Raw genomic sequence first — 15,735 nt, 5'->3', positions numbered from 1 at the left:
GCCACTCAGCGAAGCCTATGCCTGCAACGGCAGTCACAGCCTTGCCGGCACAGGCAAGATGCGCCAACCTGAAAAGATTTTTTCAACTTATCCCGCCGCATTGCCTGCAGCAGGATGGCGCACCGCGACGGCGCGCGCACCAGGTGTCAAGGTTTTTTCGAACTGGCCGATTCGACAGCGGCTGGCGTCACATCTGCCACGTCCACCAGCAGATAGCGCCGCATCAACTCGAAAAAGCTTTCGTAGAAGCGCTCCGACTGGATGGTTTCGCTGCCGACCTTGATCATGGAGTCATGCCCGGCCGAGAACGGCAGCGACAGCGAGCCCAGTGCACTGACCCCCACGCTGGCCGAATTGCTGGCCTTGCGCAGGGCGTAGGTGTCTTGCAAGGCGGTGACAAAACCCACACTCAGCTTGCCATCGGCCGACTCGGCAGCGCACACCACACGGATGTGCATTTGCAGATGGCGTTCGGCCTCGGGCTGGAAGTTCTTGTTGCCTTCCACCAGGTCCTTGCGGCTGGTGTCGATGATGTAGCCCTGGCTCAGCAAGGCGCGCCGCGCCGCTTCACAGGTCTGCTCGGCCCGCGCATCAAACATGCGCGAGAAGGTGGCAGCCGACGTGAAGCTCTCCTGCGGCGGCAGCGTCTGCAGCGTGGAGCTGCCCCCGCACCCTGCCAGCATGGCGGCTGTCGCCATGGCCATTGCCCATCCCGCCCTGGCTGCGGGTCCTTGTATTTGCCCAGTTGCTCTCATCCGCACCCCATGCACTCCATATCGCGCTGCATGCGGTATGCATGCAAACCCGCGGTGAGTTGGCTGCACAGGACTTCCAGAAGGCTCCACGCTGCAACCCGGCCACGAGAGGCCATCACACGCTCCAGGCATGCCATTTTATCTCGCCCACGATGGCGCCCGGATAGGAGGGCCGATGGCACGCAAGGCTCCCTCGATGTGCGCCATCCGCCGCAATACATTTGTTTGCCATTTACGTGGAATACACGCACAAACCAGATACATGACTGGGCGAAGATCACGCTATCGTCTGACACAGCAAGGGCGGCTGCTGCGACGCTGCGGCACCAAACCGCCTACGAGACTGAACTTCCGTCCATTCACCCTGTCCCATCTCTGTGAAACATTTGACACCCTCTTCCCATGCGCTGCGCGCCCCATGGCAACCTGTCGCGGTCGCAAGCCTGTGCCTGGGTCTGCTGGCCGGTTGCGCCCAGCCCTCTGCTTCATCCTCCTCGGCTTCACCAGTGACACAAACCCGTCCTGCTCCATCGCAAGCGCCCTCCGCCGCCCGCATTCTGAGCGGCCACCACTGGCTGCTGCAGCGCGCCAGCACCGCCCAGGGCGCAGAGCAAGCGGGCTGGAAACCCAGCGGCCCGGGCGTGGAAGGCAAGGACGTGCAGCTGGACTTCACCAGCGAAGGCATGTTGAGCGTGCACAACCTGTGCAACCAGCTGGCCGGCCGCTACACGCTGGACGGCAACCGCATCCTGGTGGAACAGCTGGTGTCCACCATGCGCGCCTGCAACAACCGTCCGCTGATGGAACTAGAGCAACGCGTGGCACAGCGCCTGGCCCAGCTCGACAGCTGGCAGCTGCGTACGGCCGAAGGTCCTGCCGCCCCCACGCTGACCCTGACCTTCAAGGACGGAGGTCGCTGGGAACTGCAGGGCAAGCCCACGCCCGCCACGCTGTACGGCAGCGAAGGCGTGCGCGAATTCATGGAAGTGGCACCGCAACGTGAAGCCTGCACCGGTGTGGCCCCCATGCAGTGCCTCAAGGTGCGCTCGGTCCAGTACGACAGCCGCGGCCTGAAGACCGAAGTCGGCCCCTGGCAGCTGTTCTATACCGAGATCGAAGGCTACCGCCATGAACCCGGCGTGCGCAACGTGCTGCGCGTGCAACGCTACGAACGCAAGCATGTGCCGGCCGATGCCTCGCGCTATGTCTATGTGCTGGACATGGTGGTGGAGTCGGAAATCGTCAAGCCACGCTGACCGCCGATCCGCACGCGCCGCCATCGCAGCCCTCTCAAAAGCCATGCAGTGCCGCTGCATGGCTTTTTTCTTTGGGCACAGCTTTTTTGCCGAGGTTCGGCAAGGGTTTGCACCACGGTCATAGGCCCGGTGAGGGGACATCACTGCCGGAACGTTGGCAGCGGGGCTGCAGACAGCACGCAAACAAAACGCGGACAAAAAAACGGCTGCACGGTAGGCAGCCATAACCCCGATTTCAATTTCCCTCTCCTGTCTGCTCCCCACAGGCGGCGACTGCTGGGTGCACTCGCCTGGCCAGCGGGAATTCAGCTCCCGGCCCCGCCCACCAGCGGGGCAACCCGCCATCAGTTGAAACGGAACTTGCCGTCCACGAACATGGAAGCGCGGTGGCCTCGCTCGCTCTGGTCGTCGGCATAGGACCAGAATGCCTTGACCGTGCCGTTTTCAGTATCGATCAGCTGGCTCACGGTGAAACCGGTCTTTTCGATCCAGTTCAGGAAGTGCAGCGTGTCGGACAGTTGCAGATAGCTCAGGCGTTCATGCCCTTGCGTGATGTTGCCGTTTTTGTCACGCACCCTCCAGTGCAGATCCCCTCGCACGGTGTAACGGACTTCGGCAGTGCTTTCGGGGAAGTCGATGACGGCTTCACGACCCAGGAGTGCGCCGATGTATTGCATTGTCATGATGGTCTGCCTCTGTCGTTGAGTCGGTTGAGCGCGGTATGTCGAAAACGCCTTTGCTATGGAATTGATTGTTCAATAGCCCGCCCCATGGACATGTAGGAATAGTCAGCATGATCGGGAAGTCAGACTGCCAGCGCCAGATCGCTCTCACTTTCCTACATTCCCGCCAAACGGTTTCCGCTACCGACCCATGGCATTTCACCGCCACGGGCTGCGGATGCCTATGCTGGTGGGACTGCCGCCAGGCACCAAGCGCACCGGTCCAGAAAAATGACCGGGACAGAACGCGCCTGCCCACAGCGCTCGCTTGCCCCCGGCAGCGCCGGACTTATGCCCACTGCGTGTGGGCGCCCTTGTGGATAACTGGCCTGTAAACCGGCCCAGGCCACGCCCAGCATGGCTTTGGCGCCATTGCCCGTTTTTTCATCACATGCGGCACGCAATGCCATCGGCCCGCATCGGCCCGGCAGGCCGTCCCTTCGAACAGGCATGCAAGGACTGCCGTGTCTACACCACTTTCCTGCGGCGCTCCTGCCGCAGCTGCGCCGCCGCTTCCACCACCAGCACCGCCACCGCCGCAAAGATGGCGATATACAGCGGCTGCTGTCCGGGTGCCAGCTGCTCACCCAGCAACAGCGCCACCAGGGCCAGCAGCACCGGCTCCACATAGGACAGCAAGCCAAACAAGCCCATGGGCAGCCAGCGGCTGGCCAGCATATACAGCGCCAGCCCGGCAGCACTGACTACCCCCAGCAGCGGCAACATGGCCTGCAGATGCGATGCGGACTGCCACACCAACAGGCCCGATGGCGCACGGGCCATGAACCACAGCGCGGCCGGCACCAGCAGCGCCATGTCCAGCCAATGCCCGCCCAGGTTGTCTGTGCCCAGCTTGCGGCGCAGCGCAAAATAGACCGGGTAGCCCAGGCAGACGATCCCCGTTTCCAGCGCCAGCCCCCCCGCGCGCCACAGCTCCCACGCCACGCCCAGACTGGCCAGCACCGCAGCCAGCAGCTGCGGACGGGTCAGGCGTTCCTGAAACAGCAAGCGCCCTGCCAGCACCAGGGTCAGCGGCAGCAGAAAATAGCCCAGCGACACCGGCAGGGCCTTGCCGTGCAATGGCGCCCACATGAAAAGCCACAGTTGCACCCCCAGCAGCGCCGCGCTGGTCAGCAGGCCCAGCACCAGCGACGGCTGGGCGCGCACCCGGGCGGCCATCGCCTTCAACTGCCCTTGCTCCTGCAGCAGCCACAGCAGTGCCGTGGTGAACGGCAAGGTGACCACCACGCGCCAGCCAAAGATCTGCTCGCCATCCAGCGGAGCCAGCCAGGGCGCCATGGCATACAGCAGCCCGAACATCACCGAAGCCAGCACCGATGCCAGCACCGATGCCAGCACACCCTTGACCATGCCTATCCCCCCTACAAGCCGCGCATTGTCGGCCATGGCATGCACGTGGCATGACGCGCAGGTGGCGGCATGGTGCAGACAGATGCGCCAGAATGCAGCGCTTGTGCCTTCATCGACGGGTCTCCCCTTGTCTTCTACCGCCCCCACCCCGGTGCACGGCAGCGCGCTGCGCCAGCCGGGCTTTGTTCCCTTTCTCGCTGCCCGCATGCTGGGCTTCTTCGCCCAGCAGATGCAGGCCATCGTCGTGGCCTGGCAGGTCTATGACATCACCCGCGATCCGCTGTCGCTGGCCCTGGTGGGCCTGGCGCAGTTCCTGCCCATGCTGCTGCTGCTGGTGCCTGCCGGTGATTTGAGCGACCGTATGAGCCGCAAGCGCATCCTGGCCGTCAGCTGGAGCGTGGCGGCCGTGTGTGCCGGCCTGCTGCTGTGGCTGACCACGCTGGGCGAGCATGGGGCGGGCGGCATTTACGCCGTGCTGGTGCTGTTCGGCTGCAGCCGCGCCTTCACCAGCCCGGCCATGCAAAGCCTGCTGCCCCAGATCGTGCCGCGCGAGCACCTGGCCCAGGCCCTGGCCACCAACAGCATGCTGATGCGCACCTCGGCCATTGCGGCCCCCATGCTGGGCGGCCTGCTGTATGGCCTGGGCGGCGGCGAGCTGACCTATGCCGTGTGCGCCGTCGCCCTGGTGCTCGGCGTGTTGCTGCTGGCGGTGGTGCCCGTGCGCTACGCGGCGCCACGCCAGCCGCTGGAAGGCACGATGTGGCAGCGCGCCGCAGAAGGCATCCGCTTCATCCGCAGCCGTCCCATCGTGCTGGGCACCATCTCGCTGGACCTGTTTGCCGTGCTGCTCGGCGGCGTGGTGGCGCTGCTGCCGGTGTATGCCAAGGAAGTGCTGCACACCGGTCCCGAAGGGCTGGGCATGCTGCGCTCATCGATGGCCGTGGGCGAGGTGGCCATGGGCCTGTGGCTCAGCACCCGCCCCATCCAGCGCCATGTGGGCAAGGTGATGTTTGCGGCCGTGGCCGTGTTTGGCATGGCCAACCTGATCTTCTCGCTGTCGCACTGGTTCTGGCTGTCGCTGGCCTGCCTGGCGGTGGCTGGTGCTGCGGACATGGTCAGCGTTTACATCCGCTCGGCCCTGGTGCAATTCTCCACGCCCGACGCCATGCGCGGCCGGGTGAATGCGGTGAACATGCTGTTCATCAGCTCCAGCAACGAGCTGGGCGAGTTCCGCGCCGGTGCCATGGCATCGGCCATTGGTGCCGTGCCGGCGGCCATTGCCGGCAGCCTGTGCACGCTGGGGGTGGTGGGCACCTGGATGCGGGTGTTCGAGCCCTTGCGCACTGTGGACCGGCTGGAAGACGCTGCCCGCTCCAGCAGCCACCCTTCTCCGTAACCCAAGCCCGCCGGCATGGAACGCGGCGTGCGTGCATACAGTGCACGCCGCAGGTCTTGGGACCGTGGCCGCATCCCTTCCCAGCCCGCCTAAGACGGGGCTTTTTCCCGCGCCAGGATGGCCGCGGCCTGGGAGCCGTCTCTGGCGGCGCCAGCGGACACAGCAGCCCCGCCCGCCATGCGGCGGCAGCCCTGCGCCTACACTGCAGGGCTGCGCAGGCCTGGAGCCTGCCCGTTTGCGTTCTGCCCCATGCTTGCCCCCAATGCCCTGCCCCTGCTGTTCGCTTCCCAGCCGCTGAATGCTGCAGCCGCCCCCGAACCGCTGCACCTCCTCCACCAGGATGACGACATGGTGGTGGTCTACAAACCCGCGGGCTGGCTGGTGCACCGCACCGCGCTGGCGCGCCATGAGACACGCTTTGTGCTGCAGCACCTGCGCGACCAGATCGGCCGCCATGTCTGGCCTGTGCACCGGCTGGACCAGGGCACCTGCGGTGTGCTGGTGTTTGGCCTGCACAAAGAGGCCACGCAGAAGCTGACGGCGGCTTTTGCCGAACACCGCGCCCACAAGCACTATCTGGCGCTGGCACGGGGCTGGGTCCCGGGTCACATCGACGTGGACCATGCGCTGCACCCCGACGATGCCCCACCCGACGCTCCCGCCCAGCCAGCACAGACCCTGCTGCGCGGCCTGGCCCAACTGGAATGGCCCGAGTCCTATGACCCCCGCCACCCCAGCACCCGCTTTTCGCTGGTGGAGGCTTTCCCCCGCACCGGCCGCCGGCACCAGATCCGCCGCCATCTGAAGCACACCGCCCACCCCATCCTGGGCGACGCCACGCACGGCAAAGGCCCGCTGAACCGCTGGTGGGCCGAGCGCATCGGTCTGCAGCGCCTGTGGCTGCATGGCCATGCGCTGGAACTTCCCCACCCCGCAACCGGCGAGCACATGCGCTTTTGCGCCGACTGGCGCCAGCTGGGCCATGTGCCCGAGGTGCAGCAATGGCAGCGCCTGATGGCCTTGCAGGGCTGGCAGAGCGGACCGAACCCGCTGCCTCCCAGCTGCGGCATTGCGCTGTAGACAGGCATCCACCAAAAGCAACGCGATCCGGGGCGGTGCCATTGGTGGCTGCCGCGCTGCGCCGGCCTCAGTGCCAGGAGCAGACGGTACCGCGGCCTATTGCACGGCTGCGCGCTGCACAATGCGCCGGGCCGCCGGCTGGCTGCCCGCGTTCTGCCAGGTCCCGTAGTGCACACCCCAGCCGCTGCCCATGGTGCCGCTGCGCGTCACCAGAAAGGCATCGCCAACCTCTGCCGGGCTGTGGCGCAGCAACTCGGCGCCCTGCAGCACACGGGCAATGGCCTCGGTCATGGGGCGGGCCAGATACTCGTCCTCCATGCCGGCACGCACCAGCCGGTGGGTCTGGGCCACCAGCGCATCAAACTGTGCATGCTGGCCGGCCAAGGGCGCCAGCTCGGCGAACAGCGCATCCACACAGCCGGCATCGCGCTGCAGGGCACGGCGCACGTCCATGCACATCATGTTGGCCGTGCCTTCCCAGACGCTGTTCAGCGGCGCCTCACGGTACAGGCGGGCCATGGGGTTTTCTTCGATGAAACCGTTGCCACCGTGGCATTGCAACGCTTCATAGGCAATCGATGGCGCACGTGAGCAGTTGAAGAATTTGGCAGCCGGCGTGGCCACCCGGGCCAGCAGGCGCTCGTGTTCGCTGGTCTGCATCCCGTCGGTGGCGCGGGCCACGCGCAGGGCCATCAGCGTGGCCGCCTCCACCTCTACCGCCATATCAGCCAGCACCTGCACCATCATTGGCCGCTCGGCGATGCGGCTGCCGAAGGCATTGCGCGTGCCGGTGTGGCGCAGCGCCAGCGTCAGGCTCTGGCGCATCAGGCCGGCCGATCCCACGGCAAAGTCCAACCGCGTCAGGTGGGCGTGCGAGAGGATTTCGCGGATGCCATGTCCCTCTTCCCCCACGCGGATGGCCAGCGTGCCTTGGTATTCGACCTCGCTGGAGGCATTGGAGCGGTTGCCCGCCTTGTCCTTGAGGCGCTGCACGGCAAAACGGTTGTGGCTGCCGTCCGGCAGGGTGCGCGGCAGAAAGAAGCAGGTGACGCCCCCATCCACCTTGGCCAGGGTGAAGAACCCGTCCGACTGCGGCACCGAGCAAAACCATTTGTGCCCCGTCAGCTGGTACCAGTGCGCGGCGGCGCCATGGTAGTCGTGCGTGCCGGCAAATGTGGCCGTGGTCTGCGTCTCCCGCAGGTCCGATCCACCCTGCTTTTCGGTCATGGCATAGCCAATCACCACGCTGGGCTTGTCGGCCACTTCGCGGCGGCTGAATTCATAGCCGGTGCCGCGCGCCTTTTCGGCCCAGATGGCCAGAGCCGGTTCGGCCTCAAAGCCCGGCAGACAGGCATAAGCCATGCCCGTGGGGCAGGCGGTGCCCTGCTCCACCTGGTTCCACAGATAGGACAGCACAGCGCGCGCAAGGTGGCCGTTGGATTCGCTGGTGCGCCAGCTAAGGTTGGGCACCTCGTGTTGCCAAGCCAGCGCCATCAACTGGTGCCAGGCGGGGTGGAATTCCACCCAGTCCACCCGGTTGCCAAATCGGTCGTGGGTCTGCAGCTCGGGCAGGTGGCGGTTGGCCAGGCGGGCCAGCTCCTGCACGGCCTCATCCCCCGCGACCGCACCCAGCGCGGCGCAGCGTGCGGCGGCCCAGGGGGCATCGCGCGCAATGGCGGCGCTGAGCACGGCATCCCCGGTGAAGGCATTGAAGCCGCTGGCCGGCTGGGCCTGGTTGCGCACCTCGTGCGTGGGGGCAAAGCCGCTGGAGGGAGTCAGATGGGTTCGGGTCAGCATGGGCACTCCTGGGTTTGATGGGGGAGAGAACACAACATCCCGGCCGCCGCATCCAGACGGCCGACGGCTAGGCGCAAGGGATCGTAGGACTGCCCACGCTGGCGCAGGCCAGGTGGGCCATCTGCTCGGCCAGCGCCTCCACATCGCGCTGGCAGGCTTGGGGATCGGGGTGGGAATGCAGAGGCTGCTTCAAAGGCGAGAGCGGACCGATCAGTCCTTCCATGAAACCGCCCACAATGAAGGAGGCCGCAGTGTCCGCCAGCATGTCGACACGCATCTGGCCACGGGCCTGCCCCTCGGCGATCAGCCCGCTGATGACGGCGCTGATGGCGGCGCGGTACTGCAGCCGCACTTCGTCGATGGCCTTGTCGCAGGGCTCGGCAATCAGCGCATAGGCCAGGCGCGGGTTGCGCATGGCACGGCGCACAAACACCGCCACTGCGGCATGCAACCGGCTGTGGGCATCGCCGCCGGTGGCCGCAATGCCTTCGAGCACATCCACCTCGCGCTGCGAGACAGCAGACAGCACCTCGGCAAACAGTTCGGCCTTGGAGGCGAAATAGCGGTACACCGTTCCGGTGGCCAGACCCGCCGTGGCGGCCACGCTGGCCACCTGGGCCTCGGCCCAGCCGCCTTCACTGACCAGGGCGCGGGCGGCCGCCAGGATGCGGCTGCGGTTGTCGTGCAAGCGGGCTTCGACGGCAGGGGTTTGGCGGTAGACCATCAACAAATGAACATGGATTCACGGATGAAGTGAATCTATGTTCATTTGTTGGAAGAACGGTCTGTGGTTTACCCGGAGACGCCCCAGATGCAGCGCGGACAGAGTCTGCGCGCGCCACGGGCCTCTCCCAGACAAGGCCCCCTCCACAGATGGCGAACGGCAGTACCGCCCACTGGCAACCCGCACCCCGCACGGGGGATGCAGCAGCCCCATCAAAAAACGCCGCAAAAGCGGCGTTGGAGTGGCGCACCTTGGCAGGCAAGGTAGGGGGCGGTAGACAGTGCGCTCAATCCGCCTTGGGCGGACGGATCCACTTGCCATCCTCGTCAAACTCCATCAGCGGTGCCTTGACAAAGGGGTAGTCGGCTTCGGCATCGCTCTGGAAGGTACCGGACAGCAGCTCCACCAGACGCTCGTTGCCCATCTTGAAGCCACAGGCCTGTGCATGGCCACCGCCACCCATGGCTTCGGCCAGCGGAATGCAGTTGAACTCGGAGCGCGAACGCAGGCCCACTTTCACACCCTTGGTGCTGGCATGCCACATGAAGGCAAAGCTGCCGCTTTGGCGGGACAGCAAATCCCCCACCTGGCTGTGGAACATGCCGTTGCAGTTGACCATCAGGCCTTGCTGGCCGTTGAAAACCAGGGGCTGGGCACTGTCGGCAATGTCGGCGCAGAGCTTCTGGTATTTCTCGTCCATGGCGCCGCCGCGGGCCATGAAGACGACTTCTTCTTCGGGGGTGAAGGCTGCAATCTCGGCCCAGCGGGCAATGGAGCGTGGCTCCATTTCCAGAGCAGCCAGGAAGGCTGGGCTCTCCGGAAATTCCCACTTCCAGATATCGCGGTCTTCCACGTAGCGGATCAGGCCGGGCACCGGCTTGTCGGGGTGGAAGAACTCCCATGCCAAGCGCGCGCCGGACTTGTTCATGTCGAAATGCACCACACCGCAGCGGCATTGGTAGCCCGTCAGCTTCTCGGCCGCGCTCTTGTGGTGGTCCAGCACCACCAGCTTGGACACGCGCGCTTCGATCGCAGCCAGCAGCTCTGGCTCGAAGGCAAAGTCCAGCACGTAGACCGCGCGGCCATCCAGATCGCCCAGGTCATCGGCGGTCTGGATCTCGCCATGGTCCAGACCCCGGTACTCGGCGCTATCGCCGTAGTACAGCCAGGCGGCTAACGAGGCTCCAAAGCCGTCCGGGCAGCGGCGGCCATGGTAGAGGATCAGGGGGCGCGGGTCGTCGTGCGACGGCCCTACCAGCAGTTGCAGGGGGAGGATGGTTCGGCTCATTGCCGCCGATTGTCGCTGCTCTGCCCGCGCCCGTGCGTTGCGCCGTTACACCACCCCTGGCAGCACTGGGAAAGCCTGGCTCCAGCCTCATGCCCATGCCCGCACACGCTGGGCACCGATGCAGTACCCGCCGGACTGAACTCTCGCAGGCAGTCGTTCAAAGCATGCCGTCGGATGGTCATGGGCATGCCATTCACTTCCACAGTCCCGCTCGCCATGGCGGGCTGGCGGTACCCACGTCAGCCAGTGCCTGCCCACCATGGATCGCCACCGCACCACGACAAGCACGGGCCGACCGGAACACCGCGTGCGCGGCAGCCGAGCCAGCACCTCCCCCTGGGGGATGCACGCCGTGGCGTGACTGCGGCATGACTGCGCCATAGCGCCATAGCGCCAGCGGTCACCACGCCACAAAATATTCCAATTCAGAATCAAAAACCTCCCTCCACTGCACCTCAGCACCCAGCTCCGGATATGCAACTTGCGACTGAACTTATTCATTCCATCGCTCAAAAACTATCAATTCAGGAGCTACATATCCAATCAAATAGCTATTGACACTCATCTTTCATATGCATTCCCTGCGGCACTACCTGCAACCCCGGAATGCGGTTTCCCCTATGCCCATATATTCCTTTTGACGATAATGTGGACTACACCTCTTCCCCCCGTGCCGGGCGCCTGCCGCGCGCCGGTACCGATAGCAAGATGACAACCGCATCCGACATCACCCCCTACCTGGGCCAACTGGTCAGCTTCCGACGAGACCTGCACGCCAACCCGGAACTGAAATACGAAGAACACCGCACGGCCGACAAAGTGGCTGCCTACCTGGGCGCCCTGGGTCTGACCGTGCACCGCGGCCTGGGCCAGACCGGCGTGGTGACCAGCATCTACGGCAAGGGCCGCAGCAAAGAGAACCCCGGCCGCCAGGTGGGCATCCGTGCCGACATGGATGCCCTGCCCGTGGCCGAAACCACCGGTGCACCCTATGCCAGCTGCATCCCCGGCAAGATGCACGCTTGCGGCCACGACGGCCACACCACCATGCTGCTGGGCGCCGCCACGCTGCTGGCACAGAACCCCGACTTTGACGGTACCGTGCACCTGATCTTCCAGCCCGGCGAAGAAGGTGGCGCGGGCGCCAAGGCCATGATGGACGATGGCCTGTTCACGCTCTTCCCCTGCGATGCCGTGTTTGCATTGCACAACTGGCCGTCGCTCCCCCAGGGTCAGATGGCCGTGCGCGTGGGCCCCATCATGGCGTCCACCATGCGTTTCGAGATCCGCGTCAAGGGCAAGGGCGGCCACGCCGCCATGCCGCACAAGACGCTGGACCCGATCCCTGTCGCCTGCACCATCGTCGGCCAGCTGCAGACCCTGGTGTCGCGCGGCGTGGACCCCATCGACAGCGCAGTGCTGACCATCGGCAAGATCGACGGCGGCACGGTCGAGAACATCATCCCGGATGAATGCTGCATCTACGGCACGGTGCGTACGCTGAGCAAAGAGACGCAGGATTACATGACCGAGGGCCTCAAGCGCATCTCCCAGCATGTGGCCGAAGCCCATCTGTGTGAAGCTACCTACATCCACAAGCCCGGCTACCCCAACACCACCAACAGCGAGCGCGAAGCCCGCTTCATGGGCGAGGTGATGCAGGAGATGGTGGGCAACACCAACGCCTTCCCCGACATCGCTCCCGCCATGACGGCCGAGGATTTCGGCTTCATGCTGGAAGAAATCCCTGGTGCCTATGGTTGGATCGGCAACGGCAAGGGCGGCCAGCCCGGCGTGGGGCTGCACAATCCAGGCTATGACTTCAACGACGACAACATCGAACTCGGCGCCCGTTTCTGGGACCGACTCGCTCGCCGCTGGTTCACCCAGCCCCGCGACTGAACGGGCAGGCCCCTCGCGGCGCCAGCTGCTGGCAGCCGCCCTGGGCGGCATGGCCGTCGGCAGCGGGCTGCCGGCCTGGGCTGCGCAGTCCGGCTGGCCCCACCACCCGGTGCGCGTGATCGTGCCTTACCCGGCCGGCGGTGTGAACGACGTGATTGCCCGCCAGTTCGGCGAGCGCATGGCCACTACGCTGGGCCAGTCCTTCGTTGTTGAAAACCGTGGCGGCGCGGGCGGCACCATCGGCATTGCCGAAATGGCCCGCAGCGCCGGCGACGGCTACACCTTTGCCTTTGGCGCCATCAGCCCGCTGACGCTGAACCCGCACATCATGAAAGTGGGCTATGACCCGCTGCGCGACATCGCGCCCGTGGCCTCGGTCATGTACGCCCCGGTCTATGTGCTGGCCACCACGGCCTTCAAGGGCAATGACTTTGCGGCCGTGCTGGACGCCGCCAAACACCACCCGAAGGGCGTGAGCGTGGCCACATCCGGCTACGGCACGCTGGCCCATATCATGGTGGAGCAGCTGCGCCGCAAATCCGGCGCCAACCTGGTGCATGTGCCCTACAAGGGCGGCTCCCAGTTGATCACCGATGCCGCCGGCGCCCAGTTCGACCTGCTGCTGGCCAACCCCTACGCCCCCATCAACGCCCTGATTGCCGAGGGCAAGCTGCGCGTGCTGGCCGTGACGGGTCCGCGCCGCATGCCGGCGCTGGCACAGATCCCCACCTTGGGCGAGCTGGGTTTCACCGCCGCCAACCTGACTTCCACCTTTGGCTTCTATGCCCCGGCCAGCACCCCCGCAGACATTCAGCAGCGCTTCCATGCCGAAGTGAACCGCCTGCTGCAATCTGCCGAGATGCAGGAACGCCTGCGCAAGCTGGACAACATGGCCTACCCCATGAGCCAGCAGGCCTTTGCCGCCCTGGTGCGCCAGGACTATGTGGCCAATGCCAAGGTGATCAGCGAAGCCGGCATCCAGGCGCAGTAAGCCTGCGCGACCGCCACCATGACCGCGGCAGTGCGGCGCCAGCACCTGCACGACCACACCGCAACCATCACGCCTCCGTACCGGTGTCCGTGACCGGCGGCTGCAGCTGCTGCTGCACGTAGCGCGCCACCCAGGCCTGCCAGGGTATGGGTTGGTCATGCAGAAAACCCTGACACAGGATCTTCGGCTCCCAGGCATGCAGCAGCGCGGCCTGTGCCGGGGTCTCCACCCCTTCAGCCACCACCCGCAAACCAAAGCGGTGGGCCACCCACAAGATGGCCTCCACCAGCGCTTCGGTCTGCTGGCTCCGGTTCATGTCCCGTACAAAGCTCTGGTCGATCTTGAGTTCCTGGATCGGCAGGCGCTTCAGATAGGCCATGGACGAATAGCCGGTGCCAAAATCATCCAGCGCAAACTGGATGCCCATTTCGCGTAGCTGCAGCATCCGGTGCGCAGCCTCATCGAAATCCCCCAGCACCAGGCCTTCCGTCACCTCCAGCGTCAGCCGGGAAGGGTCGGCCTCCGTGAAAGCCAGCAGCGCCTGCAGCTTGGCCACGAAATCGGTCTGCAGAAACTGCCGCGCACTGACATTCACCGACAGCTGCAAACGCCTTTCCACCAGTTCCGGTCGCACCAACAGACGGCAGGCCTCCTCCAGCATCCAGTCGCCCAGCAACACGATCAGGTCGGACTCTTCCGCCACAGGGATGAAGGCCCCCGGGCTCAGCAGGCCCCGCTCCGGGTTTTCCCAGCGCACCAGCGCCTCGACCCCCATCGCCACCCCTTCCGCGTTGTACTGGCCTTGCAGGAACAGGCGCAGCTCGCCCTCGCCAACCGCACGGCGCAGGCCTTTTTCAATGCGGTAGCGGCGGCTGGCATTCTCGGCCATCACCTCCTGGAAGATCACCGCATGCCCGGGCCCACGGCTCTTGGCCTCATGCAGCGCGGTATTGGCACGGCGCAGGGCTTCAATCTCCGAATCGTTGGGCAGCTCCGGAAACACGCACATGCCGATGCAGCAGGTCACACGCACGCCATCGTGCAAGCCGTCCAGCCACAGCGGGTCGGCTGACAGTGCCTCCAGCAGCCGCTGCGCAAAAGCCTTGGTCAGTAGTTCCGCATTGCTGACATCGACCGCCAGGTTCTCCAGCACGATGGCGAACTCGTCGCCCGAGTTGCGCACCAGCACCCCGTTAGCGGGCACCAGCCCGCTGAGGCAGGCGGCAACGGCACGCAGCAGCTGGTCCCCCTGCACCGGGCCATGCACATCATTGAAGTTGGTGAAACGGTCCACATCCAGCACCAGCAGCCCGTGGCGCGGGCAGGGGCTGATGTCGCAGCGCCTGCCCTTGCTGTGCTCCTTGAGTTCCATCAGCAGCTTGAGAAAGGCAAAGCGATTGGGCAGGCCGGTGATGCGGTCGTAGTGCGACAGCTGGTGTATGGTGGCCTCGGCCTTGACCCGGTCGGTGATGTCCTGCTTGAGCTCCACGTAGTGCGTGGGCACACCGGATGCATCACGCAATGGCGCCACGCGCACATCCTCCACCACCACCCGCCCATCCTTGCGGCGGTTGCGCAAATCCCCTTGCCAGGTCTGCCCCTTCGCCAGTTGCTCCAGTGCCTGCAGACGCAGCGCTTCGTCCATGCCTGTGGTGGACACCTCTCCCGTGGGGCGCCCCAGCACTTCCTGCAGCGTATAGCCGGAGCGCTGCAGAAACGCCTGGTTGGCATACACCACATGCGTCTGCATATCAGTGATCACAATGCTGGCCGGGCATTGCTCCACCGCCAGGGACAGCTTGCGCAGCTCATGTTCGCTGGCACGCAGCTGTTCTTGCGCGGCTTCCGCCGTAGCGGCACGGCTCATGAAATGCTGGCGCGCCAGCAAGGTGGCGACCACCGTCAGCACCAGCATGCCACAGATGTAGATCACGGAGGTCCAGGTCGTGGCCAGCCCCGGCATCAGCCCCCACCACGCTGCCAGCTTGAACCCCATGATCGCGCCCAGCGACGCCGCCAGCAGCCACAGCGCAGGCTTTTTCCCCAGCACCCAGCCACAGAACAGCAAGATGATGGGAAGACCCAGCTGGTTGTGGCTGCGCGCCCCTCCGGTGGCCAGGGCCGCCAGCACGATCACCCCCCACAGCCCCCAGACCAGCACACAGGCGGCGCCACGCCAGTGCCCCTTGCGCTCCAGCGCCCAGGTGGCGATGCCAATGGAGCAGGCAATGGCATTGGCCAGCAGGCGCCACTGCCAGCCGGGCGTAGCTTCCAGCCAGTAGGCCGCCGCCAGCACGACCGATTGCACGGCCACATAGATGCCTCCCAATCGCACCAGACTGCGACTGAAAGTCTCATCCTGCGGAGAAAGCGAACGCTGCAGCGCTGGCATGAAGGCCCGTCATGAAGGTGATGGTGTGGCGCATGATAGCGTCAGCACTCACTCATGGTGA

At 65.4% G+C, this 15,735-nt stretch carries 12 protein-coding genes; 5 read left to right on the top strand and 7 right to left on the bottom strand.

The window, feature by feature from the left end; all coding sequences use genetic code 11:
• Positions 1–146: 146 nt before the first annotated feature.
• Positions 147–698 (bottom strand): DUF2242 domain-containing protein, encoded by a 552-nt coding sequence (locus tag B3349_RS11085; RefSeq protein WP_291588626.1) that lies wholly within the window; start codon positions 696–698, stop codon positions 147–149.
• 563 nt (positions 699–1,261) lie between these two features.
• Between B3349_RS11085 and B3349_RS11080 the strand changes: the two genes are divergently transcribed.
• Entirely contained in the window at positions 1,262–2,011 is a 750-nt protein-coding gene (locus B3349_RS11080; protein ID WP_291588625.1) for an META and DUF4377 domain-containing protein, read from the top strand.
• Between the two features lie 344 nt (positions 2,012–2,355).
• On the opposite strand, the gene B3349_RS11075 is transcribed toward B3349_RS11080, so the two are convergent.
• Positions 2,356–2,694, bottom strand: coding sequence for a MoaF-related domain-containing protein (locus tag B3349_RS11075; protein ID WP_066538981.1), 339 nt, complete (start codon positions 2,692–2,694; stop codon positions 2,356–2,358).
• Between the two features lie 507 nt (positions 2,695–3,201).
• Positions 3,202–4,092 (bottom strand): EamA family transporter RarD, encoded by an 891-nt coding sequence (rarD, locus tag B3349_RS11070; protein ID WP_414646882.1) that lies wholly within the window; start codon positions 4,090–4,092, stop codon positions 3,202–3,204.
• A gap of 94 nt (positions 4,093–4,186) precedes the next feature.
• On the opposite strand from rarD, the gene B3349_RS11065 reads away from it, so the two are divergent.
• Entirely contained in the window at positions 4,187–5,500 is a 1,314-nt protein-coding gene (locus B3349_RS11065) for an MFS transporter (RefSeq protein WP_291588624.1), read from the top strand.
• Positions 5,501–5,749: 249 nt separating this feature from the next.
• Complete coding sequence (locus B3349_RS11060; protein WP_414646880.1) at positions 5,750–6,580, top strand: pseudouridine synthase; 831 nt, start codon at positions 5,750–5,752, stop codon at positions 6,578–6,580.
• A gap of 96 nt (positions 6,581–6,676) precedes the next feature.
• Here the strand turns inward: B3349_RS11060 and B3349_RS11055 are convergent, their stop codons facing one another.
• The 3 genes from B3349_RS11055 to B3349_RS11045 all read right to left on the bottom strand — a co-directional run bounded on the left by B3349_RS11055 (position 6,677) and on the right by B3349_RS11045 (position 10,389).
• Positions 6,677–8,377, bottom strand: a complete 1,701-nt coding sequence (locus tag B3349_RS11055) for an acyl-CoA dehydrogenase family protein (protein ID WP_291588623.1) — start codon at positions 8,375–8,377, stop codon at positions 6,677–6,679.
• Between the two features lie 67 nt (positions 8,378–8,444).
• Positions 8,445–9,101 carry a TetR/AcrR family transcriptional regulator gene (locus B3349_RS11050; protein ID WP_291588622.1) on the bottom strand — a complete coding sequence of 219 codons (657 nt, stop codon included), beginning with the start codon at positions 9,099–9,101 and terminating at the stop codon, positions 8,445–8,447.
• A 286-nt stretch (positions 9,102–9,387) separates the two neighbouring features.
• A complete protein-coding gene (locus tag B3349_RS11045; protein ID WP_066538993.1) occupies positions 9,388–10,389 on the bottom strand; it encodes a DHH family phosphoesterase in 1,002 nt (333 codons plus the stop codon).
• A gap of 708 nt (positions 10,390–11,097) precedes the next feature.
• On the opposite strand from B3349_RS11045, the gene B3349_RS11040 reads away from it, so the two are divergent.
• Entirely contained in the window at positions 11,098–12,291 is a 1,194-nt protein-coding gene (locus B3349_RS11040) for a M20 aminoacylase family protein (protein ID WP_291588621.1), read from the top strand.
• A 49-nt stretch (positions 12,292–12,340) separates the two neighbouring features.
• Complete coding sequence (locus tag B3349_RS11035; protein ID WP_291588620.1) at positions 12,341–13,282, top strand: Bug family tripartite tricarboxylate transporter substrate binding protein; 942 nt, start codon at positions 12,341–12,343, stop codon at positions 13,280–13,282.
• A 67-nt stretch (positions 13,283–13,349) separates the two neighbouring features.
• Here B3349_RS11035 and B3349_RS11030 read toward each other — a convergent pair whose 3' ends face one another.
• Positions 13,350–15,674 (bottom strand): putative bifunctional diguanylate cyclase/phosphodiesterase, encoded by a 2,325-nt coding sequence (locus B3349_RS11030; RefSeq protein WP_291588619.1) that lies wholly within the window; start codon positions 15,672–15,674, stop codon positions 13,350–13,352.
• Positions 15,675–15,735: the final 61 nt, after the last annotated feature.

Origin of the sequence: Comamonas sp. UBA7528, from assembly GCF_002479375.1 — a bacterium.
Taxonomy (GTDB): domain Bacteria; phylum Pseudomonadota; class Gammaproteobacteria; order Burkholderiales; family Burkholderiaceae_C; genus Comamonas.
This window is presented reverse-complemented; position numbering and strand designations above follow the sequence as displayed.